26 protein-coding genes and 1 tRNA gene are annotated in these 26,429 nt (G+C 68.4%); 15 read left to right on the top strand and 12 right to left on the bottom strand.

Annotation, left to right across the window (positions count from 1 at the left end; genetic code table 11):
• The first annotated feature begins 156 nt into the window (after positions 1-156).
• On the top strand, positions 157-570 hold the full coding sequence (locus DBV35_RS24945; RefSeq protein WP_108663105.1) for a DUF4864 domain-containing protein: 414 nt from the start codon (positions 157-159) through the stop codon (positions 568-570).
• 65 nt (positions 571-635) lie between these two features.
• Positions 636-711: transfer RNA gene (locus DBV35_RS24940), tRNA-Lys, on the top strand.
• A 132-nt stretch (positions 712-843) separates the two neighbouring features.
• Here the strand turns inward: DBV35_RS24940 and DBV35_RS24935 are convergent.
• Complete coding sequence (locus tag DBV35_RS24935) at positions 844-1,746, bottom strand: LysR family transcriptional regulator (protein ID WP_108663104.1); 903 nt, start codon at positions 1,744-1,746, stop codon at positions 844-846.
• Positions 1,747-1,848: 102 nt separating this feature from the next.
• On the opposite strand from DBV35_RS24935, the gene DBV35_RS24930 reads away from it, so the two are divergent.
• Genes DBV35_RS24930 through DBV35_RS24900 form a run of 7 tightly spaced genes read left to right on the top strand, consistent with a single transcriptional unit; the run spans position 1,849 to position 10,098 of the window.
• The gene (locus tag DBV35_RS24930) at positions 1,849-3,903 is read left to right on the top strand and encodes a hydantoinase/oxoprolinase family protein (protein WP_108663103.1); all 2,055 of its coding nucleotides are present in this window, start codon (positions 1,849-1,851) and stop codon (positions 3,901-3,903) included.
• Positions 3,900-5,693, top strand: coding sequence for a hydantoinase B/oxoprolinase family protein (locus DBV35_RS24925; RefSeq protein WP_205648856.1), 1,794 nt, complete (start codon positions 3,900-3,902; stop codon positions 5,691-5,693). Before DBV35_RS24930 ends, DBV35_RS24925 begins: the two co-directional genes overlap by 4 nt.
• A gap of 45 nt (positions 5,694-5,738) precedes the next feature.
• Positions 5,739-6,833 (top strand): ABC transporter substrate-binding protein, encoded by a 1,095-nt coding sequence (locus DBV35_RS24920; protein WP_108663102.1) that lies wholly within the window; start codon positions 5,739-5,741, stop codon positions 6,831-6,833.
• Complete coding sequence (locus DBV35_RS24915; protein WP_108663101.1) at positions 6,833-7,930, top strand: ABC transporter ATP-binding protein; 1,098 nt, start codon at positions 6,833-6,835, stop codon at positions 7,928-7,930. The genes DBV35_RS24920 and DBV35_RS24915 overlap by 1 nt, the downstream gene beginning before the upstream one ends.
• Positions 7,931-7,940: 10 nt before the next feature.
• Complete coding sequence (locus DBV35_RS24910; RefSeq protein WP_108663100.1) at positions 7,941-8,870, top strand: ABC transporter permease; 930 nt, start codon at positions 7,941-7,943, stop codon at positions 8,868-8,870.
• A complete protein-coding gene (locus DBV35_RS24905) occupies positions 8,867-9,658 on the top strand; it encodes an ABC transporter permease (RefSeq protein ID WP_108663099.1) in 792 nt (263 codons plus the stop codon). The genes DBV35_RS24910 and DBV35_RS24905 overlap by 4 nt, the downstream gene beginning before the upstream one ends.
• Positions 9,655-10,098 (top strand): nuclear transport factor 2 family protein, encoded by a 444-nt coding sequence (locus DBV35_RS24900; protein WP_108663098.1) that lies wholly within the window; start codon positions 9,655-9,657, stop codon positions 10,096-10,098. The genes DBV35_RS24905 and DBV35_RS24900 overlap by 4 nt, the downstream gene beginning before the upstream one ends.
• Before the next feature lie 22 nt (positions 10,099-10,120).
• Here DBV35_RS24900 and DBV35_RS24895 read toward each other — a convergent pair whose 3' ends face one another.
• A complete protein-coding gene (locus DBV35_RS24895; RefSeq protein WP_108663097.1) occupies positions 10,121-11,011 on the bottom strand; it encodes a LysR substrate-binding domain-containing protein in 891 nt (296 codons plus the stop codon).
• A 342-nt stretch (positions 11,012-11,353) separates the two neighbouring features.
• On the opposite strand from DBV35_RS24895, the gene DBV35_RS24890 reads away from it, so the two are divergent.
• Genes DBV35_RS24890 through DBV35_RS24880 form a run of 3 tightly spaced genes read left to right on the top strand, consistent with a single transcriptional unit; the run spans position 11,354 to position 14,629 of the window.
• Positions 11,354-12,511 (top strand): FAD-dependent monooxygenase, encoded by a 1,158-nt coding sequence (locus DBV35_RS24890; protein ID WP_157961962.1) that lies wholly within the window; start codon positions 11,354-11,356, stop codon positions 12,509-12,511.
• A gap of 36 nt (positions 12,512-12,547) precedes the next feature.
• The gene (locus DBV35_RS24885) at positions 12,548-13,435 is read left to right on the top strand and encodes a polysaccharide deacetylase family protein (protein WP_108663095.1); all 888 of its coding nucleotides are present in this window, start codon (positions 12,548-12,550) and stop codon (positions 13,433-13,435) included.
• A 39-nt stretch (positions 13,436-13,474) separates the two neighbouring features.
• Positions 13,475-14,629, top strand: coding sequence for a M24 family metallopeptidase (locus DBV35_RS24880; RefSeq protein WP_108663094.1), 1,155 nt, complete (start codon positions 13,475-13,477; stop codon positions 14,627-14,629).
• A gap of 15 nt (positions 14,630-14,644) precedes the next feature.
• Here DBV35_RS24880 and DBV35_RS24875 read toward each other — a convergent pair whose 3' ends face one another.
• The 7 genes from DBV35_RS24875 to DBV35_RS24845 form a co-directional block, all read right to left on the bottom strand.
• The gene (locus DBV35_RS24875; protein WP_108663093.1) at positions 14,645-15,175 is read right to left on the bottom strand and encodes a DUF5943 domain-containing protein; all 531 of its coding nucleotides are present in this window, start codon (positions 15,173-15,175) and stop codon (positions 14,645-14,647) included.
• Positions 15,176-15,194: 19 nt separating this feature from the next.
• Complete coding sequence (locus DBV35_RS24870; RefSeq protein WP_108663092.1) at positions 15,195-15,977, bottom strand: ABC transporter permease; 783 nt, start codon at positions 15,975-15,977, stop codon at positions 15,195-15,197.
• Between the two features lie 2 nt (positions 15,978-15,979).
• Positions 15,980-16,723, bottom strand: coding sequence for an ABC transporter ATP-binding protein (locus tag DBV35_RS24865; RefSeq protein WP_245944078.1), 744 nt, complete (start codon positions 16,721-16,723; stop codon positions 15,980-15,982).
• 56 nt (positions 16,724-16,779) lie between these two features.
• Positions 16,780-17,784, bottom strand: a complete 1,005-nt coding sequence (locus tag DBV35_RS24860) for an ABC transporter substrate-binding protein (protein ID WP_108663090.1) — start codon at positions 17,782-17,784, stop codon at positions 16,780-16,782.
• Positions 17,785-18,202: 418 nt separating this feature from the next.
• Complete coding sequence (locus DBV35_RS24855; RefSeq protein ID WP_108663089.1) at positions 18,203-18,916, bottom strand: GntR family transcriptional regulator; 714 nt, start codon at positions 18,914-18,916, stop codon at positions 18,203-18,205.
• 78 nt (positions 18,917-18,994) lie between these two features.
• Positions 18,995-20,470, bottom strand: coding sequence for an amidase (locus tag DBV35_RS24850; RefSeq protein WP_108663088.1), 1,476 nt, complete (start codon positions 20,468-20,470; stop codon positions 18,995-18,997).
• Positions 20,467-20,907: a nuclear transport factor 2 family protein gene (locus DBV35_RS24845; RefSeq protein ID WP_108663087.1), complete on the bottom strand. Its 441-nt coding sequence runs from the start codon at positions 20,905-20,907 to the stop codon at positions 20,467-20,469. Before DBV35_RS24845 ends, DBV35_RS24850 begins: the two co-directional genes overlap by 4 nt.
• Before the next feature lie 322 nt (positions 20,908-21,229).
• On the opposite strand from DBV35_RS24845, the gene DBV35_RS24840 reads away from it, so the two are divergent.
• From DBV35_RS24840 to DBV35_RS24830, 3 genes are read left to right on the top strand one after another with little or no spacing between them, the layout of a single operon-like run.
• Positions 21,230-21,775, top strand: a complete 546-nt coding sequence (locus DBV35_RS24840) for a TRAP transporter small permease (RefSeq protein WP_108663086.1) — start codon at positions 21,230-21,232, stop codon at positions 21,773-21,775.
• A complete protein-coding gene (locus DBV35_RS24835) occupies positions 21,772-23,049 on the top strand; it encodes a TRAP transporter large permease (RefSeq protein ID WP_108663085.1) in 1,278 nt (425 codons plus the stop codon). Before DBV35_RS24840 ends, DBV35_RS24835 begins: the two co-directional genes overlap by 4 nt.
• Positions 23,050-23,060: 11 nt before the next feature.
• Positions 23,061-24,050 carry a TRAP transporter substrate-binding protein gene (locus tag DBV35_RS24830; RefSeq protein ID WP_108663084.1) on the top strand — a complete coding sequence of 330 codons (990 nt, stop codon included), beginning with the start codon at positions 23,061-23,063 and terminating at the stop codon, positions 24,048-24,050.
• Between the two features lie 66 nt (positions 24,051-24,116).
• Here DBV35_RS24830 and DBV35_RS24825 read toward each other — a convergent pair whose 3' ends face one another.
• Genes DBV35_RS24825 through DBV35_RS24815 form a run of 3 tightly spaced genes read right to left on the bottom strand, consistent with a single transcriptional unit; the run spans position 24,117 to position 26,262 of the window.
• On the bottom strand, positions 24,117-25,172 hold the full coding sequence (locus DBV35_RS24825; protein WP_108663083.1) for a substrate-binding domain-containing protein: 1,056 nt from the start codon (positions 25,170-25,172) through the stop codon (positions 24,117-24,119).
• A 29-nt stretch (positions 25,173-25,201) separates the two neighbouring features.
• The gene (locus DBV35_RS24820; protein WP_108663082.1) at positions 25,202-25,411 is read right to left on the bottom strand and encodes a hypothetical protein; all 210 of its coding nucleotides are present in this window, start codon (positions 25,409-25,411) and stop codon (positions 25,202-25,204) included.
• Positions 25,412-25,413: 2 nt separating this feature from the next.
• Positions 25,414-26,262, bottom strand: a complete 849-nt coding sequence (locus DBV35_RS24815) for an arsenate reductase/protein-tyrosine-phosphatase family protein (RefSeq protein ID WP_108663081.1) — start codon at positions 26,260-26,262, stop codon at positions 25,414-25,416.
• Between the last annotated feature and the right edge of the window lie 167 nt (positions 26,263-26,429).

Here is a 26,429-nt window from a genome sequence, read left to right as displayed (position 1 = left end):
TGAAGGTGCAGGACCCAGCCGGTACCCGGCGCCGCTTGCGGTGCGAAGCTGTTGCCGAGATGGCGCTTTTCCACGCCAAACGCGCACCGGGCGCAATCTGTAGCTTCAGGTTGGTACGCTCTTTGCTATGCTGTTAGCCAGGCAAGGAGAGTGAACATGAAGTCAGTGTTTGTACCTGCCGTTTTCGCGGCGTTCGTTGCTTTCGCAACTCCTGTCGAAGCCGATCCTCTCGACGTGCGCGAGACGATCGAAGCCCAGCTCGAGGCGTTCCGCACCGGCAATGCCGATGCCGCCTACGCGCTCGCCGGACCCAAGCTCCAACGCATGTTCCCGACGCCGGAGCGCTTCATCCGCATGGTCCGCCGCGGCTACGGTCCGGTCTATCACGCCCAGTCGGTCGTCTATCTGCGCTCCAAGGCGATGGAGGGGGACGGCTTCGCCCAGGAGGTCGGCTTCACCGACAACACCGGCAAGTCGTGGACGGCGCTCTACACGCTGGCGAAGCAACCGAACGGCGAGTGGCGCATCACCGGCTGCTACCTGCGCAAGGCCGACGACCAGGCCGCCTGACATCGAATATCGGCAAGGCGGTTGACGCCGCCGCCCCGGTCCCTTATGTCGACCTTCCCAAGCGGGGGTGCATAGCTCAGTTGGTAGAGCAGCTGACTCTTAATCAGCGGGTCCAAGGTTCGAGTCCTTGTGCACCCACCAACCTTTTCAACAGGTTGGCCGCTTCGGAATAAGGCGCATGCCTCCTTTGGAGCGCGCCAGCCCTTCTACACCCATCCCCGACCAGACCCGAGCCACAGCCGGATGGTCCGCGCCGGCTCTCCGATGCGCCGCCTACTCCCTCTCAGCCCGCGCCTCACCCCGAAACCCGGTTGAGGCCGCGATCAACCCGTCCACGGTGCGGCGGCAGGCGTCGAGCTCGTCGGCGAGGTCGCGGCGGAAGACGCGGTAGATGCTGCGCGGGGGCGGGGGCGCCTCGATCGGCGCGTAGGCGATGCCGGTGCGGGCGGCAAAGCTCTTCGCCACGCACAGCGGCATGATGCACCACAGCGCGCCGTTCTGGAGGAGGGTGAGGGCCAGGCGGATGTCGTTGATCGACACCGAGCGCATCACCATCGCGCCGAACTTGTCACGCGCCCAGACCTGATATTCCGGTCCGTAGACGATCAGGATCTGCCGCTCCAGCGGCAGCGTCCGCACGTCGATCGGCCCGTCGACCGCGCTCAGCGTCGTCGCGACGACGAACGGCTCCTCCAAGACGAGATCGGCGACGAGGTCGGGCGAGGGCTGGCGGTAGGTGACGTAGGCGACGTCGAGCTCCATGCGCTTCAGCTGGGCGTAGAGCTCCAGCGAGTGGGCGGACCTGAGGTCCACGCGCATGCCGCGATCGCGCGACAAGAGGTCCGGCACCAGCGGCGCCAGCATGAAGTCGGAGAAGGTGTGCGCGCCGCCGACCCTGAGGACGGGGCGGCGGTCCTCGGTGGCGTCGGCGATCTCGCCGAGCAGGTCCTCGAGCCGCTGGGCGAGCGGCAGGAAGCGCTCGCCGTCCGACGTCAGGCTGATCAGCGCCTTGCCGCGGTGGCGGTGGAGGAGGCGCGCGCCGATGCTGTCCTCGAGGCGGCGGATCCGCTGGCTGACGGCCGACTGGGTCAGCCCCAGCCGGGTCGCGGCGGCGCTGATCGTCCCGTGCCGGACGATGACGAGGAAGGCCTCCAGCCCCTGCGGATCGGGTCTCATCCAAATATTACTCCAGCTACTTTTTTACATAGAAATTATTAGTTTGACGGCCGTGTGACGGGGGTGTCAACTTTTTAAGCATGGTGAACAAAGGAGCATGACGTGGGCGTCCGGGTCGGAGTGGATACAGGCGGCACACACACGGACATCGCGGTGTTCGACGAGACGACAGGCGCCATCAGCACCCTCAAGGTCCCGACGACGCCCGATGACCTGAACATCGCCATCCGCAGCGGCATCGCCGACCTCTATGGCAGCATCGGCAAGACGGCCGGGGACACGGCCCGCTTCGTCTACGGGACGACGCTCGTCACGAACATCATCATCGAGGAAGACAACGTCCCGGTCGGCTTCATCGGCACCGGCGGGTTCGGCGACCTCCTCGAGATCGGCCGCGCCTCGCGCCGGCCGAACGTCTACGACATCAACTGGCGCCCGGCCCGCCCCCTCGTCCCGCGCGACAAGCGGCGCACCGTCACCGAGCGCATCGCCTTCGACGGCACCATCGTCACCCCGCTCGACGCGGACGAGGTGGCGGCCGCCGCGGACGCGCTGAAGGCGCAGGGCGTCACCTCCGTCGCGATCTGCTTCCTCCACGCCTACGCCAACCCGGTCCACGAGGAGGCCGCACGCGACATCATCGCGGCACGCCACCCGGACATGAACGTGTCGATCTCGTCGGCGATCGCCCGCGAGTTCCGCGAGTATGAGCGCGCGAGCACCACCGTCATCAACGCCTTCGTGAAGGCGCCGATCGCTCACCATCTCGACAAGCTGGGCGCGGAATTGAAGGCCGACGGCATTCCGACCGCGCCGCACATCATGCGCGGCAATGGCGGCGTCATGTCGTTCGACTTCGCCAAGAGCCTGCCCGCGGCGATCACCCATTCGGGGCCGATGGCGGGCATCGTGGGCGGTCTCCTCGTCGGCATGTCCGCGGGGGAGGAGAACCTCATCACCCTCGACATGGGCGGCACGAGCGCGGACGTCTCGCTGATCGCGGGCGGCACGCCGACGCTCACCAACCGCAATTCGATCGGCCGCCATCCGCTGCTCGTGCCGATGCTGGACCTCATCGCGATCGGCGCGGGCGGCGGCTCGATCGCCTCCTTCGACCCGGTGAAGGGCCTCAAGATCGGCCCGCGCTCGGCCGGCTCCCGGCCCGGCCCCGCCTGCTATGGCCAAGGCGGGACCGAGGCGACGGTGACGGACGCCAACCTCGTCGCCGGGCGGCTGAATGGCGGCTATTTCCTCGGCGGGCGCCGCGCGCTCGATGAGGAGAAGGCGCGCGAGGCCATCGGCCGGATCGCCGACGCGAGCGGCATGTCGATCGAGGAGACCGCGCTCGGCATCATCGCCATCGCCGAGGCCTATATGGTCGACGCGATCAAGCTCGTCTCGGTCCAACGCGGGCTCGATCCGCGCACCTTCGCACTCGTCGGGTTCGGCGGGGCAGGGCCGCTTCACGCCGTCGCGCTGGCGGCCGAGCTCGGCATCCGCCGCGTCATCATCCCGCTCGCACCCGGCAACGTGTCCGCCCTCGGGCTGATCGCGGCCGACATCCGCCACGACCTCGTCCGCAGCGTGATCGCCACGATCGAGGAGGTCGACCCGGCCGCGCTCGTCGCGACGGTCGACGCGCTGGTGGCCGAGGCCGACACGGCGCTGGAGGCCGAGGGCGTCGCCCTGGCGGACCGCCGTTTCCTCCTCAGCGCGGACGTTCGCTACAAGGGCCAGGCGCACGATCTCTCCGTGCCGCTCACCTCCGTCGACGGCGCCATTGACCTTGCCGCACTGAAGGACCGCTTCCACGCCCAGCACCGCGCGAGCTTCGGCTATGCCGATGCGGCGAAGGCGGTCCAGATCGTCAATGTGCGCGTCTCGGCGATCGGCACGGTGCCGAAGGTGACGCCGATGGAAACGGCTTCGGGCGAGGCGGCGGCGCCCGTCCCGGCATCGACACGCATGGTGGCGGTCGGGCCGGACCAGCGGGTCGAGGTGCCGGTCTTCCGCATCGGCGACTTGAAGGCCGGCGCGACGCTGCAAAGCCCGATCATCGTCGAATATCCGGGCTCCACGCTCTACGTGCCGCCCGGTTGGCGCTGCGAGACGGACCGCTTCCTCAACATCATCGCACGCCAGGAGCAGGCCCAATGAGCGAGGCCATCACCATGATGCAGGCGGCGAAGGCCGGCGGCGCGCTGACACCGGTGCTCATCGAGATCATCCGTAACGCGGTGCGCGGCATCGCCGAGCGCACGACCGGCCGCATGATCCGCGCGTCCACCTCGTTCATCGTCAAGGAGATGGAGGACTGCTCGGCGGCCGTGTTCGACCGCGAGGGGCGGCTCCTCGCCGAGTCGGCGAACATCCCGATCCACCTCAACTGCGTCGGCGTGTGCCTGAAGAGCATCCTCGCCAACCACATCCCCGTCGAGGACTGGGCCGAGGGCGACATCGTCGGCACCAACGACACCTACTCGCACGAGACCTCCCTCGCGAGCGCCCATACCAACGACTACATCCTGTTCACGCCGGTCTTCGTCGCGGGGGAGCTCGTCGGCTTCGTCGGGCTGATGGTCCACCATCTCGATATCGGCGCGGCGACGCCCGGCACGCGCGGCTGGAACCTCCACATCTTCCACGAGGGGCTGCGCTGCCCGCCGGTGAAGCTTGCCCGCCGCGGGGTGACGGACGAGGGCATCCTCGCGGTGATCCTCAACAACACGCGCCTCCCCGAGACGATGGAGAACGACCTCAAGGCGCAGATGGCGTCGATCCTCGCCGGCGCCGCCGAGATGCGCGACCTCTTCTCGCGCTACGGGGTGGCGACCGTCGATGCCGGGCTCGCCGCGCTGATCGCCCAGTCCGAAACGCGCACGCGCATGGTGATCGAGGAGATCCCCGACGGGACCTACCGGCACACCGAGCGGATCCTCGACGACGGCGCCAAGGGCGGGCCCTACACGCTGAAGGTCGCGATCACGGTGAAGGGCTCTTCGATCCTCTTCGACTTCACCGGGACCGATCCGCAGATCGACGGGCCGATCAACTCGCCCCTCTCCGCGACCTGGGCGGCCATCTTCTACGTGATGCGCTGCATCACCGACCCGGAGGTGCCGAGCAACGAGGGCTGCAAGACGCCGATCGACGTGATCGCGCCCCCCGGCTCGCTCGTGAATGCCCAACGCCCGGCGGCGGTCTTCCAGCGCATGGTGACGTGCCACACGATCGTCGACCTCGTGATGGGCGCGCTCGCCGAGGTGATCCCGGACCGGGTCGTCGCCGACAGCTGCGGCTGCATCTACAATTTCATCGCCAGCGAACCGCGCGAGGGCGGTGGGCGCATCTCCATGTTCGGCGAGGCGATGCCCGGCGGGCTCGGCGCGACGGCGAAGGCGGACGGCGCCAACGTCATGTCCTGCCACGTCACCAACGCGCCGCTGCCGCCGATCGAGGCGATCGAGGCGGAGAATCCGGTGCTCTATCTGCGCCGCGAGATCCAGGTCGATTCCGGCGGCGCCGGCCGCATGCGCGGCGGCAACGGGCAGGTGCTGACCTATCGCGTGCTCGGCCGCAAGGCGCAGCTCGCCCACACCTCGCAGAAGACGGTGACGCATCCGCAGGGGATCGCCGGCGGCCTCGCCGGCCAGGGCGGGCGCTGGATCGTCAACGAGGGGCTGCCGGGCGAGCGCGTCCTCGACCACGCGATCGGCGACTATGAGCCCATCGCCACTGGCGACACCGTTACCCACTACACGGCCTCCGGCGGCGGCTTCGGCGACCCGCTCACCCGCGCGCCCGACGCCGTCGTCGAGGACGTGCGGCTCGGCTTCCTGTCGCGGCAGAAGGCCCGCGAGGTCTACGGCCTCGTCGTGGCGGACGACCTGTCCGGCGCGGCGCCGACCGCCGCCCGCTCCACCTTGACCGCAGAGACCGCCGCGTGACCGGCGCTCCCCCCATCGACCAACCCGAACAGGAGAGATGAGACCATGCCCCCTCTGATCATGCGCCCGGCGAGCGTCGCCGCGGCCCTTCTCGCCCTGACCGCGGGCGCGTCGGCGGCCTGCTATCCCGCCACGGACGATGCGCCGCTCGAGAGCGAGCTCGTCATCCAGGGCACGGGCGGCACCTATTGGGACAAGTTCGAGGCGATCGTCGCCGGCCCGTTCGAGGCGGAGTGCGGCGTGGACGTGACGTTCACGGTCACCCCGAACCGCAACCTGAACGAACTGCGCGCCCTCATCCGCCGCGGCGGCTCGCCCTGGGATCTCGTCACCATCAACACGCCCTGGGATCTCCAGATCGGCACCACCGAGGGCCTTTTCGAGGCGCTCCCCGAGGGCTTCTGGGATCCCGTCGCGGACTCCCTCGCTCCCGGCGCGTTCAACGAATACGGCTACTGGAACAACGCCTACGCCAACGTCATCATCTACTCGACGTCGGAATTCTCCGAGGCGCCGTCCGGCTGGGCCGACTTCTGGGACACGGAGAAATTCCCCGGTCCGCGCGCCCTGCAGGATTCGCCGACCAACATCATCGCCGCGCTGATCGCCGACGGCCTGTCGCCGGACGAGATCTACCCGATCGACGACGAGAAGCTCGCCCGCGCCTTCGCCAAGCTGGATGAGCTGCGCCCCGAGATCCGCGCCTTCTGGACCGCCGGCGACGCGCCGGTGCAGGGCGTCGCGAAGGGTGATTTCGTGATGTCGAGCGCCTACAATGGCCGTGCCTTCAACGGCATCGCCGCAGGCTACGACATCGCCATCCAGTGGAACGAGAACATCCTGTCCACGGTGTGGGGGGTCATTCCGGCCAAGGCGCAGCACCCGAAGGCGGCGCAGGCCCTGATGGTCTTCCTCAACCGCCCCGAGATCCAGAAGCAGATGGCCATCGAGACCGGCTACACCAGCGCCATCGCGGCGCCCGAGACCCTCGTCGAGCCCGACGTGGCGGCGAACCTTGCCACCTCCACCGAGCACGTCGCCAAGGCGATCCAGCTCGACGGTGCCTGGTGGACCGACAACATCGCTCGCGTCCAGTCGCTGTGGCGCGAGTGGGTGACGACGGGGTCGGTGTCGCTCTGATGCTGGCACCGGGCAGCGAGGCCGGCACGGCCCTTTCCTTCGAGGCCGTGCGCAAGACCTACGGGGCGCACGTTGCGGTCGGTGAGGTCACGCTGGGAGTGGGGGACGGCGAGTTCGTCACCCTCCTGGGGCCGAGCGGCTCGGGAAAATCAACGCTTCTGTCGATCGCCGCCGGGGCGACCTATCCCGACGGCGGCCGGGTGAAGCTGTTCGGCCGGGACGTCACGACGACGCCGCCGCACAAGCGCGATATCGGCATGGTGTTCCAGCGCTACACGCTGTTCCCCAACCGCACCGTCGCCGAGAACATCGCCTTCCCGCTGTCCATCCGGAAGTTGGACAAGGCGGCGATCGACCGCGCGGTCCTCGAGATGATCGATCTCGTCGGCCTCGCCGCGCATGCCGACAAATATCCGTCCGAGATCTCGGGCGGACAGGCGCAGCGCGTCGCCGTCGCGCGCGCGCTGGTCTTCAAGCCGAAGCTTCTCTTGATGGACGAGCCGCTCGGCGCGCTGGACCGGGCGCTGCGCGACGCGCTCCAGGAGGACATCAAGCGCATCCAGCGCTCCACCGGGGTGCCGACCCTCTACGTCACGCACGACCAAGAGGAGGCGATGAACATGTCGAACCGCATCGTCGTCCTGAAGGACGGCGCCATCGTCGCGAACGCGGCGCCGACGCGCGTCTACAACGACCCGCCCCGCGTGTGGGTCGCGAAATTCCTCGGCGAGGCGAACACCTTCCCGGTGACCGTCACGGGCCGGGAGGGGGCGCACGCCACCGTGCGCACGGCCGAGGGCGAGGCTTTCGGCGCGCGCACGCTGCTGAACCCGCTGCCCGCGACGGGCACGCTGGTGGTGCGGCCGGAGAATGTGAGCGTGTCGGCCGACCCCGCCGCGCCCGGCCTCCCGGCGACCATCGAGGGGGTCACCTATGTCGGCGCGCGGCAGAAGGTGCGCCTCGGGATCTGCGGCGGGCGGACGGTGATTGCGGCGCTCCACGGGCGCACCGTGCTGCCGCCGGAGGGCGGCGCGGTGCGCATCGCCTTCGCGCCGGACGACGCGCTGCTCCTTCCCGAGGATCCGGACGCTGCCTGAGGGTTCCGCCATGCCGACCGACACGCCCAGCGGCAACGCGGCCGCGCTCCGATCCCCGACCGACCCCGTCACCGAAGCCGCGCCGCCGCCGCGCATCAGCACGGACCGGCTTGTGGTGGGGCTCCTCCTGGTGGTCCCCGCGCTGGCGCTCGTGTGCGCCACGATCCTCCTGCCGATCGGCGCGGGGATCTACAATTCCTTCTTCTACGACGACGTGCCGAGCCTTCAGGCCTACGTCACCTTCTTCAGCCGCGGACAATATCTCTTCGCGCTCAAGAACAGCCTGATCGTGGGGTTCGCCTCGACGCTCCTGTGCGTCCTCGGGGCGTTTCCGGCCTGCGCCTATTTCGCGTCGGGCTCGCGGCGGTTGCAGAACGTCTTCCTCGCCGGGCTCGGCCTCTGCTTCATCGTCTCCGCCCTCATCAAGACGCTCGCCTGGAGCATCCTCCTCAGCCGTGGCGGGCCGATCATGTACCTGCTCGTGCAGTCCGGGCTCATCGAACGCCCGGTCAACCTCCTCTACACGACGCCCGCGGTGGTCATCGGCACCGTGCAGATCGTCGCACCGCTCACCGCGGCGGTGCTGTTCGCGGGGATGCGCAAGGTCGACGGCGACATCGTCTTCGCGACGCGCTCCCTCGGGGCCGGTCCCGTTCGCACCTTCTTCCTCGCCTACCTGCCGCAGATCCGTCAGAGCCTTGCCTATTGCGCGGTGCTGACCTTCGTCCTGTCGGCGGGGATTTACGTCACTCCGGCGCTCCTCGGCGGTCCCACCAACGCCATGCTCGGCCAGGTGATGCAGAGCGACCTCGTCAACGACTATCGCAACGGCACGGCGCTGTCCTCGACGGCGGGGACGATCCTGACGCTCGTCCTCCTCGTGATCTCGGTCGTGGCGGTGCTGTCGGCCAAGCCCTATGCCGTCAGGAGGCGCGCATGAACCGGACCCTGCGCGGCCTCCTCGCCGTCTACGCCTGGGGGTTCCTGGCGCTCCTCATCCTGCCGGCGCTCCTCATCGTGCCGACGAGCCTTGCGACCGGCACGATCCTGGAATTCCCGCCCTCGAGCCTGACTCTCGACTGGTATGCCGAGGTCGCCGCCGACGACACGTGGCTGAATTCCGGCCTTGTCTCCCTCTCCATCTCGTCGATGGCGGCGGCGATCGGCACCTTCGCGGGCTTCTGCGTGGCGCTCGCCATCTACCGGCTCGGCCGCCTGCCGCGGACCGTGCAGGGGGCGCTGATGATCCCGCTCCTCGCGCCGCACATCATCGTCGGATCCGGGCTCTTCGCGGTGATGCTCTTTCTCGGCGTCGACTTCGAGTCCCACTGGCCTCTGGCGCTCGTCTACGGGACGGTGTCGATCCCGGTCGCCATGTCGGTCCTGGTGCCGGCCTTCGCGGCGACCGACCCGCTCCTGTGGACCGCGGCCGGCTCGCTCGGCGCCTCGCCGCTCACCACCACACGCCGCGTGATGGCGCCGCTCCTCGCCCCGGCGCTGATCGTCGCCTTCCTCCTCGCCTTCAACGTGGCGTGGGACGAGACGACCTTCGCCATCTTCATCGGCCCGAGCGTCGAGCCGACGCTTTCGGTGCGCATGTTCGGCTACCTGCAGCAGAGCGTGACGCCGGAGATCGCGGCGCTGGCCTCGATCCTCCTGGTGCTGACGCTGATCGGCGCGGCGCTCGTCTATCTCCTGTCCCCGCGCCGCAGAGAGGCCTCGCGATGACCATTCCCACCGCGACCCCGCACGAGGCGTGCGCCGCGCTCTTCTCCCGATACGCGCTGGCGCAGGACACCGGCGACGTCGACGCCTTCCTGGCGCTCTTCACCGAGGATGCCGCCTGGCACCGCCCGATGAACGACGCGCCGCTGGTCGGAAGCGCCGAGATCGTCCCCACGGCCAGGGCGCTGTTCGGTGGGCGCGGGCCGGACTTCGTGTGCCAGCATTTCGTCAGCAACGTGCTCGTCACCTTCGAGAGCGCGGAGCGGGGGGAGGGGAGCTGCTACGCCCTCGCGTTCGCCGCGACCCGCGGCGCGGACGGGTCCGCCCCGCCGATCCCCGCCATCCCGGCCGGGATCCTGCGCTATTTCGCGACCTTCGCGCGGTGTGACGATGGCTGGAAATTCGCCGCCTTCCGGGCGGTCCGGGTCTTCCGGCCGGCTTGATCCGCGCCCCTCGGGGCCCCGCCTATTGCAGCGTCATCTGCTGCGCCTCGGCGACCAGCCATTCGCGCAGCACGTGCGCGTTCTCGCGCGGGCGCGCCTTCTTCGGGCTCACGACATAGTAGGCGAGGTCCGTGAGGCGGATGTCGAACGGGGCGATGAGGTTGCCGCAGGCGAACTCGTTGGCGAGGAGGCGCGGGTTGCTGATCGGGATCCCTTGCCCGCGGATCGCGGCCTGGATCCGCACATTGGTGTCGTCGATGAAGAGCTCGTGCTTGGCGCCGAGCGTCGGGTCGCCGGCGAGCGTCAGCCAGCGCGGCCAGTGGCCGTAGGTCCGCTCGTGGATGAAGGTCTGGGTCCGCAGGTCCGACAGTTCGATCGGGCGGCCGAGCCGCTCGCATAGAAGCGGGCTGCACACCGGGGTGAGGTCGCACGGCATCAGATATTGAACGTCGGCGTCCGGCCAGTCGCCGGTCCCGAGCAGGATCGCGAGGTCGACATCGTCGGCCGACGGATCGGGCTGCTCGTAGGTGTGGCTGAGGCGGATCGTGACGTTCGGGTGCCGCGCGTAGAAGTCCGAGATGCGCGGCGACAGCCAGTTGAAGGACAGGAACGGGCGCAGGCTCACCGTGAGGATCTCGCCGCGCGAGCCGCCTTCGAGCTCGTTCACCGTCGCGAGGATGCTGCCGAACGCGGTGTGGACCGTCTCGAAGAGGGTCCGCCCGTGCTCGGTGAGGCTCAGCCCCGTCGCCGACCGGTTGAACAGCGGCTTCTGGAGGTGCTCCTCAAGCTGGCGGACCTGATGGCTGATCGCGGACTGGGTCACGTTCAGCGCCTCGGCGCCCCGCGTGAAGCTGAGATGCCGGGCCGCGGCCTCGAACGCCTTCAAGGAATTCAGCGGGGGGAGGCGAGACATGGATCACACCTGGAGTTGGCACCTGGTTCGTCGCGCCGGGCGCGTGGACCTGCCGAGCGCCGCTCGCGGGCCGCTCCGCACGCCAGGCGCCCCGCCGACGGTCGACATGAGACTGCACCCGAGCGCCTGATCCGGGTCAAGCGTGAAGTCCTTGCAGCGGCTGCCTGTTTGAAGGGCAGGTGACGGTCCCGATCCGGCGCGGATGCGTTGCATGCAGATGAGGCAATTGGATCGGCGCATGACGTAAAATCATTTGGCGCACATCCAGCGCCTCAATAAGCTTTCAGCATTCGGCACATCCTGCCGCCCGCCAGCACTTTCCTCGACCCGATGAGTTCTCCGATGACAACGAAACGCCGCCCGCATATCGCGATCATCGGTGCAGGGATCGGCGGGACCACGGCGGCCGCTCTGTTGCAAAAAGCCGGGTACCGCTGCACGGTTTTCGAGCAGTCGTCCCAGTTCCTCCGCCTCGGGGCGGGCATCAATTTCGCGCCGAACGGCACCCGCGTGTTCCACGCCATGGGGCTCGGCGACGTGATGCGGTCCGTCGGAATCCACCCGAAGATCAAGGCCAACCGCACGTTCGACACGGGCGAACAATTCTTCGCCTTCGACAATTGGGGCCTCCTCGAGACGTACGGCTCGGAGTTCATGGCCTTCCACCGGGCCGACCTCCACGACATGCTCCACAGCGCCGTCGACCCCGACAGCTTCGAGATGAACAAGCGGCTGAAGGGGATCGAGGCGCGCGAGGACGATGTCGTCCTGTCGTTCGAGGACGGGACGACGGTGACCGTCGACGCCGTGGTCGGCGCGGACGGGCTGCGCTCAAGGGTGAGGGAGCACCTCTTCGGGCCGCAGGATCCGGTCTATTTTGGGCACGTCGCGTACCGCGCCATCGTGCCTTCCGAGGCGATCCGCAAGGTCGGGCTCGAGGACTATATCCGCTGGTGGGGGCCGCAGGAGCGCTACGTCCTCATCTACTGCATGAACGAGGACCGGGACGTCTACAACATCGTGGCGTCCGGGGCGGAGGCGCTGACGCCGGACGAGTATCATCCGATGCCGATGTCCGCCGACCACATGCGGTCGATGTTCACCGAGTTCTGCGACGACACGCAGCTCGTCCTTGAGAACTGCATCGACGTGATCCGCTGGCCCATGATGGTCCGGCCGCCGCAGCCGGGCTGGAGCCGCGGGCGCATCACCCTCCTCGGCGACGCCGCGCACCCGATGACGCCGCATCTCGGCCAGGGTGGCGGCATGGCGGTGGAGGATGCCGCGATGCTGATGCGCTGCCTGGAGGCGGTCGAGGGCGAGGATGTGCCGGAGGCGTTCCGCCTCTACGAGGCGACGCGCTATGAGCGGACCGCCGAGGTGCAGATCGCCTCGCAGGAGAACAAGATCGGCCGCGGCGCGCGCGACCCGCAATGGCTCTTCGCCTACGACGTGATGAACGTGCCGATCGCCGGCACGCCCGTCTCCGGAACCGCCTGATCGACCGCCGCCCGATCCACATGCCGAGGGACAATCATGCTCGCGAACCCCATCCCCTGGCCTGACGACGCGCGCTGCTGCGTCTCCATCACCTGGGACATCGACGCCGAAAGCGGGCTCGCCTATCGCCATCGCGAAGGGATGGAGCAGCTCGTCGCGACGCGCACGCAGCTGCGCTATGGGCCCCGCATCGCGATCCCGCGCCTCGTCGAGGTGCTGCGCGAGCGGGAGATGGTGCAGACCTTCTTCGTGCCCGGCTGGGTGATCGAGCGCTATCCGGCCGCGATCGACCTCCTCCTCGAAAACGGCCACGAGATCGGCCTTCACGGCTACCTGCACGAGCGCATGTGCGAGATCTCGGCGGAGGAAGAGGCGACGGCGCTCGAGCGCGGACTGGCGGCCTATGTCGCGCGGGTCGGCGAGCGTCCGCGCGGGTGGCGCGCGCCCGGCTTCACCTTCTCCAAGCACTCGGCCGATCTCCTGATCGATGCCGGCTTCCGCTACGATTCCTCGCTGATGGGCGACGACATGCCCTGCGTCTTCAATGGCCGCAACGGACGCCTCATCGAGTTCCCGATCGACTGGACCTCCGACGACTGGCCGCACTACATGCACAGCCGCGATTTCGGCTTCATGATGCCGATCTCGGCCCCCAAGCGCGCGGTCGAGGTCTACGAGGCCGAGTTCGAGGCCGCGTGGCGCTATGGCGGACACTGGGTGACCGTCTGGCACCCCTTCCTGTCCGGCCGCCCGGCGCGGCTCACCGCCATCCTCGACCTCGTGGACCGGATCCGCGAGCGTGGCGGCGCGTGGCTGGCCCCCCTCGGCGCGGTCTACGACCATGTGGAAGCCATGATCGCCGCCGGCCGATGGACGCCGACGGAGGACGGGCTGCCCTTCCACGACCGCCCCGACATCGACTAGAGCGCTCGCCCGGTCCGGGGCGGCCGCACGGAGACGCGCATGGCTACGATCTTCTTCTCCGAGCGTGAGCTCCTGGCCCGGCAGGCGGCCGCCTGCGCGCAGATGGCGGCCGATGGCCTCGATGGCCTCCTCATCTTCCGCCAGGAGAGCATGTACTACCTGACCGGCTACGACACGGCCGGCTACACGATGTTCCAGGCGATGTTCCTCTCCGCCGACGGGCGCTGCGCGCTGGTGACGCGGCCGATCGACCGGCTCCAGTCGCAGATGACCTCCATCATCAAGGACATCCGCATCTGGTATGACGGCGACAACGTGGACCCCGCCCTCGATGTGCGCGAGATGCTTCGCGACCACGGGATGGAGGGCAAGCGGGTCGGGGTCGAGTATCACGCCTACGGCCTGACCGGGCAGCGGGCGAAGATGGTCGACGCCGCGCTCGACACGTTCTGCACGCTGAGCGACGCCTCCGACCTCGTGCGCCTGCTGCGCCTCGTGAAGAGCCCGGCCGAGCTCGACTATGTGAGGAAGGCCGGCGAACTGTGCGACCTCGTGGTCGAGACGAGCATCGCCCACACGCGGCCGGGCGCCTCCACCAAGGCCATCTATGGTGAGATGATGCGCACGCTGATGGTGAACGGGGGCGACCCCGCCGCGTCGCGCTGGCCGCTCGGCGCCGGCCCGCAGGCGATGATGGCGCGCTATCACACCGGGGACGAGATCGTCGGTGAGACGGACCAAGTCTGCTTCGAGCCGGGCGCGGCCTACCGCCACTATCATGCGTGCGCGATGTACAACATTCTGACCGGCGGGGTGAGCGAGAAGCACCGGGCGATGCACACCGCCTGTTCCGCGGCGCTGGAGGCCTGCCAGGACACGCTGCGGCCGGGCCGCACCGTCGGGGACGTGTTCGCGGCCTACAAGCGCGCCTTCACCGAGCACGGGTTCGGCGCCGAGGCGCTCAGCGCTTGCGGCTACACGCTGGGGGCCATGTATCCGCCCACCTGGATGGACTGGCCGATGGTGTGGGCCGGCAATCCGCAGGTGATCGACACCGGGATGGTGTTCTTCCTGCACATGACGCTGTTCGACCGCGAGAGCGGCTCCAGCATGTGTCTCGGCGAGACGGCGATCGTCGGGGAGCGGGGGTGCGAGGCGGTCAACCACGTCCCGCGCGAGGTGATCGAGGCCTGACGACCGCCCCCCTGTTCAGGCGTCTTTCGGGCGCGCGGTGAAGAGGCATCGCGGTGCGCCCTCGCAGGCGCACGCCGTCTCCTCGGCGGTGAGGTGCCATGGCCGGCCCATGTCGCGGCCCGCCCATTCCAGCGACCCCACGATCCAGCTCGCGAACGGCCCGCAGGCGCGGCCGCCCGCCGCCGTCCCGCGGTGCTCGGCATAGATCGAATGGTCGAGCGCGACGCGGGCGGCGCCCGTCTCGGCGTCGACATCGAGCACCGTAAACCGGCCCCATCCGCGCTGTGAGAGGCGCTTCATGTAGTGGCGGAACACGTCGAGCCCCGAAAGGCCGTGCGTGGCGGACTCCTTCTCGCACCACTGCCAGGCGGACGCGTAGCCCGCGTCCCAGAACACCTTGGCGACGGCCTCCGCCCCGAAGGCCGCCTCGAACATGTCGCGGTGGTTCACGTAGAAGTGCCGCGGCAGGTAGATCATCGGCAGGCCGTCGGTGGTCCAGATCCCGGTCTTCGGGTCGACCGCGATGGGCACCTGTGGGGCGGTCATGGGCTCGGTCTCCGTCGCGTCAGCGCAGGTTCTGGTCGTTGGACTGGTACCAGGGGCAGGCGACGCGTTCGATCAGCGCGATGCAGTAGAACAGCGTGATGCCCATGATGGAGAGGAGCATCATCCCGGAGAAGACGAGCGCCGTGTTCATGGTGCTCGACGAGGTGAGGATGATGAAGCCGAGGCCGACATCCGATCCCACGAACTCCCCGACGACGGCGCCGATGACGGCGAGCGTCATCGCGATCTTCATGCCGCTGAAGATGTAGGGCATCGCGAAGGGCAGCCGCACCTTGAGGAAGGTGCGCAGCGCCGGCGAATTGTAGGAGCGCGTCAGCTGCAGCATCTCCTCCGAGACGGACGAGACGCCGGCCGAGGTGTTGATGACGATCGGGAAGAAGGCCGTGATCGCCGCCACCACGATCTTCGACGGTAGGCCGAACCCGACCCACAGGAGGATCAGCGGCGCGAGCGCCACCTTCGGCACGGACTGGAACACGAGGAGCACCGGGTAGATCACGTTGCGCAGGATGCGCGAGGCGGTGATCGCGATGGCGATCGGCACGCCCGCCGCGACCGCGAGGATGAACCCGCCGAGCGTCGCGTTGAGGGTCGCGAGGAAGTGGCGGGGGAGGCGGTCCCGGTTCTCCCACGTCATCGCGAGGATGGCCGACGGGGTGGGCAGGAGCCAGCTCGGCACCGCCATCGCGCGGCAGATGATCTCCCAGAAGAGGATGAGGCCGACGATGACGCCGACGGAGATCGCGGACGAGCCCCACTTGCGGGCAAAATTGCGCTTCATGGTCAGGCCGCCGCCTGCCGCGCTGCCGCGATCCGGCCGCGGATGAATTCCGCATAGCGGCCGAACTCGGGGGTCGAGACCATCGAGAGGGTGCGCGGGCGGGGCAGGTCGATCTCGATGATCTGGTCGATCTTGCCCGGCCGCGCCGACATGATCATGACGCGGTCCGCGAGGAGGATGCTTTCGGGGATCGAATGGGTCACGAAGACGACCGTCTTCTTGCGCTCGTTCCAGATGCGCAGGAGCTCGATGCCGATCTCGTCGCGCGTCATCGCGTCGAGCGCTGCGAACGGCTCGTCCATGAGGAGGATCGGCGGGTCCGTCACCAGCGCGCGGCAGATGGCGACGCGCTGCTGCATCCCGCCTGACAATTCGCGCGGATAGGATTTCTCGAACCCGGTGAGGCCGACCATCTGAATCAGCTCGCGCACCGCGTCGCGATAGGCCTTCTTCGAGCGCCCCAGCATCTCGATCGGGAAGAGGATGTTCTCCTCGGCCGTGCGCCAGGGGAAGAGCAGCGATTGCTGGAAGCAGATGCTGATGTCGGCGGTCGGGCGCGTCAGCGTCTCCCCGTTCAGCCGGACCTCGCCGCTCGTCGCCGGGATGATCTTGCCGAGGATCTTGAGGAGCGTGCTCTTCCCGCACCCGCTCGGTCCGACGATCGTCAGAAACTCGTCACGCCGGATCGACAGTGACACCTCGCTGAGGGCGGTGACTTCCCGCCCCGACTGCATCGTGTAGGTCATGCCTACGTCGGATGCTTCCAGGATAACCTGCTGCATGAGTTCGAGAGTATCCGGTTTCAGCGCGTCAGGAACTGGTCCGTCATCACCTCGTCCGGCGTCACCTTGCGGGTCATCCCGAAGGGCTCGTTGATCAGCTCGACGATCTCGGTGATGCGCGCGGGGTCGATATAGCCGTAGCCGTTCGCCTCGACCTCGCTCGTCATCGCGATCTCCTTGGTGTCGAGGAGCTCGGCCTTGGCGACATCGGCCTCGACCTCCTCGGCGTGCTTGACGAGGATCTCCATCGCCTCGTCCGGATGCTCGAAGGCGTAGAGGTTGCCTTCCAGCGTCGCCTCGAGGAAGCGCTTCACGAGGTCGGGCTTCTCGGCGATGGTCTCGTCGGAGGCGACGATCGCGTCGCCATAGAGGCTGAGCCCATAGTCGGAAAAACGGAAGACGGTGAGGTCGAGCCCCTGCGCGTCGGCGGCCTTCTGGTAGCGGCCGAGATAGGAGCTCTGGTCGACCACGGCCTGAACCTGCCCGGAGAGGAGCAGCGGCACGTTGGTGGAGGAGGTGGCGATCACCTCGGAGACGGTCGTCGGATCGACATCGTTGAGCTTCAGGAAAACCGGCCACATGTTCGCGGCCGCACCGGCGGCGGCGCGGGCGATCGTCTTGCCTTCAAGATCCTTCGGAACGGTCATACCAGTATTCTTCGGGTAGATCGCGGCCATGGCGGCATTCGAATACATCATGCCGATCATCTTGACCGGAACCTGGTCGTTCGCGACGCCGGTGGTGACCACCGTGGAATCGACGAGGCCGAAATCGGATTCGCCGATCGCGACGCGCTTCAGCGTGTCGCCCGAGCCGCGGCCGCGGGTGATCGTGACGTTGAGATCCTTGTCGGCGTAGAAACCTTTGTCGAGTGCGACGAAGTAGCCGGCATTGCGCCCACTGATGATCCAGTTGAGCGCGAAGGCCACGTCGTCGGCCGCCTGGGCGGGACCGACCATCGCGGCCGGAACCAGCGCGACGAACGTCGCGACCAGTGCGGAGGTAAGGTTTCTGGTCCCAATCATGTGATCGCCTCGCGTTCCGAGTGTGGTGACAACCGCCGCCGGGGTCCCGGCAGCGCGCCGGCCTGCTCCGACGATGGAGGCAAATGCCGGGAAGCGGAGGGGAAGGAACGACTGTTCCAAGGAAGTAATTCGTCCGGTCGGAACGAATTTCACTTTGACACTACTGCATGTTTAGACGAGGACAGTAGGGGCTCCGGGGTGAGTGGCAAGAGAAAAGATCTGGGCGTTTCATTAGGTTTTTTCATAGCCGCCACGGCAAGTTAGATGCCGGCCCTTGGCTCAGACGGACGCCCACGCGCATTGCGGCCACGGCCGGAGGCGGGGCGACACGGTGCGCCCGCCGAGCCAGCGCCCTTCGCTCGGATGCCGAGACGCTGGTTGATCGATCATCCTCGCGCTCGGACGAGCGCGGGATGAACTAGTCCTTCACAGGCTGGGGGCGCTGCTCGCTGATGCGCATGATGAGGGACACGAAATCCGCGTGGTCGAGGCGGCGGATGTCCATGTGGTGCGACATGGCGTTGGCCGCCTTCTCTGCGTCGCCGCTCGCGATGGCGGCGGCCGTCTCACGGTGCTCGGCGGCGGACTTGTACATGCGGCCCTTGTCGACCAGCGTCTGGCGGCGATAGCGCAGGGTGCGCCGGTAGACCTGGAGGGCGATCTCCTCCAGCACCGGATTGTGCGCGCCGCGATAGATCGCGCGGTGGAAGGCCTCCGCGTGCGCGATGTAGTCGGCGAGGTCGAGCGTCGGGCCGTCGAGCGGGAAGCGGGCGGCGAGCGCGATCAGCGCGGTGCGCTCCTCCTCGCTCATGCGCAGCGCGGCGAGGCGGGCGGCGTAGCTTTCGAGCTCGGCCATCACCTCGAACGCCTGGAACATCTCCGCGACCGAAAGGGTGGCGACATAGCACCCCTGGCGGCCGCGATTCTCGACGAGGACGGTCGAGGCGAGGCTGTTCAGGGCCTCGCGGACGGGCGTCCGGGACACCTTGAAGCGCTCGGCGAGCATCCGCTCGTCCAGCCGCTCGCCGGGTGCGAACTCGCCGTTGATGATCGCGGTCTCCATCTCGCGGAGAACGCGCTCCCGCTGGCTTTCGATCTCGACGGGCCGCGCCGTCTCCGAATCATTCCCCACCAGTTTCTCCGTTTTCCGCCTCCCGCCATCGCCTAGTAGGTCGAACCGGGCGGGAGGTCGAATGCCACGTTGCACCGGCTAGGTGGTGCGCATCCCCGGCGTCTCGATTGTGTAGTCGAGCACCGCGCCGTTGATGTCGATCGGCCGCCGCGCGATCCGCTCCGGATGCAGCGCCTCGAGGCGCGCGGCAACGCCGAGGACCTCCTCTTCGCGCAGCCGCCGTCCGACGATCTGCGCCCCGATCGGCAGGCCGGACGCGGTGAATCCCGCAGGCACCGAGGCCGCCGGCAGCCCGAGCACGGTGAAGGCGTAGGCGGCGAGGAAGACGTCGTAGAAGCGGTCCACCGGCTTCCCGCCGACGGTCGTGGGGAGCGGCTGGTCGAGGCGGAAGGGCGGGGCGCCGATGGTCGGGGTCAGGACGAAATCGTGGCCCTCCAGCACACCGCGCACGCGGCCCCAATAGGCCGAACGGAGGCGCTCGGCATGCGCGAGGGTGCGCAGATCCTGCTTCAGCGCGTCCTCCACCTGGCCGAGGAGCTGGCCCGCCATCACATCGCGGTGCCGCTCGGCGTGCTCGGCGAAGCGGGCGACGATGCCGAACCCGCGCGTGCCGGCGATGATCGCCTTGAGATCGGACGCGTCGATCTCGATCGGCTCCACGATCGCGCCGAGGCTCGCGAGGTCGTCGGCGACCTTGCGCGTCGCCGCCGCGACCTCCGGGTCGACCGGAACGAGGCCGCCGAAGCTCTCGCAATAGGCGATCCGGCGCCCTTCGAGCGCGATGCCCGCGCGCGCGATGGCGGCATAGTCCTGCGTCGGGTCGGGGAGGGAGGAGGGGTCGCGATCGTCCTGGCCGCTGATGATCTTCAGCATCAGGCCGAGATCGGCGACCGTGCGGGCCATCGGCCCCTGCACATGCGCGACGATCGTGTCCCACGCGAACTCGGCCGGCCAGATCGGAACACGGCCCGGCGACGGCCGGATCCCGACGATCCCGCACCAGGCCGACGGGATGCGGATCGACCCGCCGAGATCGGTACCGATGCCGATCGGGGCCATGTCGGCGGCGATCGCCGCGCCCGTGCCGCCGCTCGATCCGCCGGTGCTGACATTGAGGTCGACCGGATTGCGCGTCATCCCGAAGAGCGCGTTGGTGGTGTTGATGTCGGTCGCGAATTCAGGGGTGTTGGTCTTGCCGAGGAGCACGCCGCCCGCCGCCTCCAGGCGCTCGACGCAGATGGCGGAAATTTCGGGCACATGGTCGGCGAAGATGCGCGAGCCGTAGGTGGTGCGGACCCCCCGCGTCGGCAAGATGTCCTTGACGACGAAGGGCACGCCTTCCAGCGGGCGCGGCGCGCCGCCGGACGCGAGCCGCGCGTCGACCGCCCGCGCCTCGTCGAGGAGGCGCGGGTTGATCGTGGTGATGGCGACAATCGCGGGGTTGAGGTCTTCGGTGCGCGCGAGGAACGCCGTCGCCACCGCTTCGGCGCTGAGCTCGCGCCGCGCGACCTTCTCGGCGATGGCGACGGCGCTGAGCTCGGTGAGCTCGCTCACTCAGCCTTGTCCTTCAGGGCGAAGGTGGTGCCGTCCATCACGAGATAGCGGTGGGCGAACTTCCACGCGCCATTCTCCTTGACGATCCGGTCTTCATAGACGCCGCAGTCGGCGATGATGGGGAGATCCCCCGGTGTGCCGTTGAAGGCGAGGAGATAGGCCCGGCCACGGACCGCGCCGTCATCGAGGAGCTCGAGGTGGATCGAGCCGTTCCAGTGGCGCCGATAGATGTGCGGCCGCCCCGCCTTGTCGCGATTCTTGAAGGCGACGAAGTTCTCGTGGCCGGAGACCGTGATGCCGGGCGTCACGAGCTCGAGAAGACCGTCGGAGGAGAAGCAGGAGGCGTAGACTTCGGAGTCACCTGCGTCGCTCGCAAGGTTGTACTCGGCGTAGAGGTTGAGGATCTCCACGTAGTCCTGGGCGGGAACGTTCGGCATGGCGGGTCATCCTGACGTGGCGTTGCGGGGGGCGGGAGCCGGTTGGTCGGCTTGGTTCCTATCACCACCCAATTAGGTATACCTTTGTCAATGTCTTGGGATGCCGAAAGCGCATGATTGTCAGCGCCTCGCGACACCGAGGGCATGAAAAGATGCGATTTCGGCCAGCGTTGTCGTCGGTGCGAGCGAATTTCGCTTATTTGTCAGACGCTACGCGGCATTTTTAGGCATACCCAAAAAATCATCTTGCATACCAATTTGCGCAAGATAACCTGCGTGCCAGCGGTACAAGACCCTCATTGGTTCGAGCCCAGGAGAGTGCATGGCGACGCCGGCCCCTTCGATTGCCCGCATCCTCCTCGACAACGCGGAAGAGATCGTCGCGATCGCGTGTCTCCTCGGGATCGGCGCGGTGATGGCGCTGCAGCTCGTCCTGCGCGGCGTCTTCGACAACCCGCTCGGCTGGCCCGAGGTCGTGTCGCAATTCCTCCTCGTGTGGGCCTCGCTCCTCGGCGCGGTCGGGGCGGCGAAGCGCTCCGCCCTCGTGCAGGTGGATGTCGTCGTCCGCGCGCTGCCCGTGCCGGCGCGGCGGATCGTGGAGATCGTCGGGCTGGTCGCGATCGCCGTGCTTCTCGTCGTCCTCGGCCGCTACGGCTTCCGCCTCACCTCGCGCGTGCGCACCATCGCCTCGCCTCTCCCGATCACCTGGGCCTGGTGCTATGCGGCCGCGCCCGTCTTCGTGGTGCTGATGGCGCTCCGCCTCGTGCAGACGAAGCTCTTCCGCCACTCCTTCGTCTTCCTCGAGGAACTCTGGGAAAGCCCGGCCGCCACCGTGCAGCTTCCCGGCGGGACGGGCGCCGCGCGATGATCGCCGCCGCCTTCACTCTCGCGCTGGCGCTGGTCGGCGGCATTCCGGTCGCCTTCGCCGTCGGCCTTGCCTCGCTGGTCTTCTTCTGGATCTCGGGCGCGAACTTCATCGTCTACCCGCAGCAGGTGATCGGCCAGATCAGCGGGCTGCCGCTCATCGCGATCCCCTTCTTCATCCTCGCCGGCGAGCTGATGAACACGGGCGGCATCACGAGCCGGATCTTCGGCTTCGCGCTCGCCGTCGTCGGGCGCATTCCGGGCGCGCTCGGCCACGCCAATGTCCTTGCGAGCATGATCTTCGCCGGGATGTCGGGCTCGGCCGTCGCCGACGTCGCCGGCCTCGGGCGGCTCGAGATCAAGGCGATGCGCGAGAGCCATTATCCGGACGATCTCAGCGTCGGTCTCACGGTCTCCTCGGCGACCCTCGGCCCCATCATCCCGCCCAGCATCAACATGGTGATCTACGGCAGCATCGCCGGCGTCCCGGTCGGCCTCCTCTTCATGGGCGGGGTGCTGCCGGGGGTGCTCGCGGGCATCGCCCTGATGATCACGTTCGCGGTTCTCTATCGCCGCCGCGGCGTCGTCGCGCCGGTCATCGTCCAGGTCTCGCTCTGGCGCGCCTTCCGCAGCGCCTTCTGGGCCCTGATGACGCCGATCGTCCTCCTCGGCGCGCTCTTCTCCGGCTACGCGACGCCCACGGAGGCGGCGGTGCTCGCCTCCATCTACGCCGCGCTCGTCTCCGTCCTCGTCTATCGCGAGATCCGGCCGGCCCAGCTCCTCCAGGCGCTCACCACGACGGCGGTCCTGTCGGGATCGATCCTCCTCATCATCGGCCTGTCCGCGCCGCTCGGCTACATCATCGCGCGCCAGCAGATCGCGGCCCAGCTTGCCGAGATCCTCTTCGCTGTCAGCGCGGAGCCGTTCGTCCTCCTCGCGATCGTCACCCTGGTGCTCCTCGTCGCCGGGACCTTCCTCGAGGTGTCGGCCGCGATCATCATCCTCACCCCGGTGCTGGTGCCGCCGCTCGTCGCCGCCGGGGTCGACCCCGTCTTTCTCGGCGTCTTCATCGTCTACGGGCTCGGCATCGGCCTCATCACGCCGCCCATGGGCATGTGTCTCTTCGTCGGTTGCCAGGTCTCGGGCCTCGGCTTCGAGCAGGTGGTGCGCGCCGCCGCGCTGTTCCTCGTCCCGCTCGTCGCGATCCTCATCCTCATGATGGCCTGGCCCGGGCTCGTCACCCTCGTCCCGTCTCTCACCTACTCCGCATCATCGTGAAAGGAGCAACCATGCTCGCACTTCGAATCCGTGCCGCGGCAGCGGTCGTCCTGACGGCCGGGATCGGCTTCGCCGGGACGCCCGCCTCGGCCCAGGGCCTGACCTTCCAGCTCGGCCACGGCCTCGCCATCAACACGCCGAACCACCAGGGCGCGCTGCGCTTCGCCGAGCTCGTCAACGAGCGCTCCGGCGGCGAGATCACCATCGAGGTGATCGGCGGGGCCGGGCTCGGGAACGAGCAGCAGCTGATCGAAGGCCTCCAGCTCGGCGCGGTCGACATGGCGATGACCGTCGGCGCGGGCTTCGGCACCGTCGCCCCCGACCTCAACGTCCTCGGCATGCTCTACGCCTTCCGCGACCAGGCCCACATGAAGAGCGTCATGCGCGGCGAGATCGGCGAGCGCCTCGCCGAATCCCTCTACGACGAGACCTCGATCCGCACGGTCGACGGCTCCTGGTATTTCGGCACGCGCCATCTCACCTCCAACCGCCCGGTCGAGACGCCGGCGGATCTTGAGGGGATGAAGGTGCGCGTGCTGCCCGTCCCGATCTACGAGGCGGGCTGGCGGGCGCTCGGCGCGGTGCCGACGCCGATCGCCTTCGGCGACCTCTTCACCGCGCTCGAGACCAATGTCGTCGACGCGCAGGAGAATCCGCTCCCCGTCATCCAGTCGGTCGGCATCCCCCTCGTGCACAAGAATCTGACGCTCACCGGGCACATCGTTGCGACGTTCGCCATCGCGATGAGCGAGGACGCGCACAGCCGCCTGTCGCCCGAGCAGCTCGCCCTCATCACCGAGGCCGCGCACGATGCCGGCGACTATCAGGACCAGCTGATCCTCGACGCCGAGGCGAGCCTCGTCGACAAGTTCCGCGCGGACGGGATGAACGTCATCGAGCCGGACCTTGCGACCTTCCAGGAGAAGGTCTCGACGCTGCCGGACACGTTCGAGGGCGGGCGTCTCGCCGATCTCTACAACGCCATCCACTCGGCCGAGTGAGGCGTTTCGGCCGGACAAGTTGAGGCGGCGGGGCACACCCGCCGCACATCGATGGGCTCCGCCCCCTCAATGGGTCGGCGGGCGCATCGGCCTTCCGTCGATCGCGTCGCCGGCGACCTGCTCGAAGTCCACGAACTCGAAGTAGGGGACGAGGCCGAGCGCGAACAGATAGCCGCTCGGGTCCATCCCGCTGACATACTCGCGCACGAACTCCGACATGCCGGGGATGGCGCTCGCGTGCTGGTTCTTCAGGTAGATGAACAGCGGGCGGGCGAGGGGATAGTCCAGCGTCGAGATCGTGCCGAAATCGGGGGTGACGCCCTCGATCGGCACGCCCTTCAACGTCGCCTCGTGCTCGAAGAGATAGCCGTACCCCATGATGCCGAGCGTATGGGGCGCCTTCTCGATGTCGGCGACGATCGCCTCGTCGTCCTCGCCGGCCTCGATATAGGCGCCGTCGGTGCGGATCGTCGAGCAGACGGCCTGCCAGGCGGCGGGATCGCTCGCCTCGAGGCGCACGAGCGCGCCATAGTGGCGGCACCCCACATGCAGCGCGAGCTCCACGAAGGAGTCGCGCGTGCCCGATGTCGCGGGCGGGCCGATGACCGAGATCGGCGCGTCCGGCAGATCCGGGCGCACGTCCGACCACGCCTTGTGCGGGTTGTCGACGAGGGCGCCGTCGACCGGCACCTGCGCGGCGAGCGCGGTGTAGAGGTCCTTCAGAGTCAGGGAGAAGGTGTCGGGGGAGGATTTCGACACGGCGAGCGTGAGGCCGTCATATCCGATCGGCACCTCGGTGATCGGCCACACGCCGTTCGCGCGGCACGCTTCCCACTCCTCGAGCCGCATCGGGCGCGAGGCGCCGGTGATGTCGGGCGTGTTGAGGCCGCTGCCGACGCAGAAGCGCTCGAAGCCGCCGCCGGTGCCGGTCGATTCGATGTCGGGGCGCAGGAACCGGCCGGCCTGCGCGAAACGGTCGGCGACGGCGTTGGTGTAGGGATAGACGGTCGACGAGCCGACGATGTGGAGGCGGTCGCGTGTCTCGGCCGCCGCCGCGCCCGCGAGCACGGCGGCGCCGATCGCGATGAGGGCGGAGGCGAGGTTTCGCGCGATGGGGTCCATGAGCTCCTCCCGGAGAGCTGCGAGGTCGGTCAGACGCCACCCGGCGCGGCGACCATCGTTCTTTGAAGTTGACCGGTGCGCACGACGCGCGACGCGGCCATGGGCGCATCCGCTTCGTTGGCGCGTGCGGCAGGCCGGCGGACACGCAGGTCGTCGAACCGGGGGCGCATCGCGTGCCGGGCCGGATCGCCCGCGAGCGCGTCGAGGCGGCCGTGCCCGTCGATCGCGATCTTTGCCACGCTCAGGCTCCTTTTCCGGCGGCGCGGGTCGCGCCGATGGCGTCGAGCGCGCTCTGGAGGGCGAGCGCGTCGAGGGTCTCGACCGGGAGCGCGAGGAAGCGTGTCACCCGCGCCTCGATCGCGTCATAGGCGGCGGCGAAGGCGGCGGCGCGGTCGGCCCCCTCGACGGCGCTCGGGCGCGCGATGGACCAGTGGGCGGTGAGGGGAAGGCCCGGTAGGGGCGGGCAATCCTCGTTCGCGGCCTGGTCGCAGACGGTGATGACGCAGTCCATGCGGGGGGCGTCCGTCGCCTCGAAGCGCGTGACGGATTTCGGCGCGAGGCCGCCCGTGTCGTGGCCGTGCGCGGCGAGGACGGAGGCCGCCTCCGGGTTCAGCCGCCGGCCGGGCCGCGTCCCCGCCGAATAGGCGCGGAACCGTCCATCCCCGTTGCGATTGAGGATCGCCTCGGCGAATTGCGAGCGCCCCGAATTGCCCGAGCACACGAAGAGGATGTTGCGCGTGCCGCCGGCCTGGCGTGCGGCGAGCCGCTCCAGCGATCGCGCGGCGAGTGGCTCGCACAGCTCCGGCCTGCCGCGGCAGCAATCGTTGACGAGGAACTGGATCAGCGTCCCGACCCGCTTCAGGTCGACGCCATAATAGACCGACCGCCCCTCGCGCCACGTCGTGAGGATGCCCGCGCGGGTCAGCGTGGTGACATAGGCCGAGAGGGTGTTGGGCTTGAGGTCGAGCGCCTCCGCGATCTCGCTCGGCCGCACCCCATGCGGCGCACGCCGGGCAAGGAGGCGGAAGACGGCGAGGCGGCCGGGATGGCCGAGGGCGGTGAGGGCGTCTGCGTCGAGGTCATGATCCATGATTCATGGATACATGAATTCTCGGTAATGGCAAAGTGGATTTGGGGTGGCGAAGGGGAGTGGCGCGTGGCGTGATGCCGTCCTCGATGCGCAGGTCAAGGTCGAGATTGCTGTGCCCGACGGACCGGCGTTGGTGTGGTTTGAAACTGAGTCATGAATTCTGTTTC

Source organism: Acuticoccus kandeliae (assembly GCF_003073115.1).
Note: the sequence above shows the minus strand (reverse complement) of the source record. Positions and strands in the feature narration are given on the sequence as shown.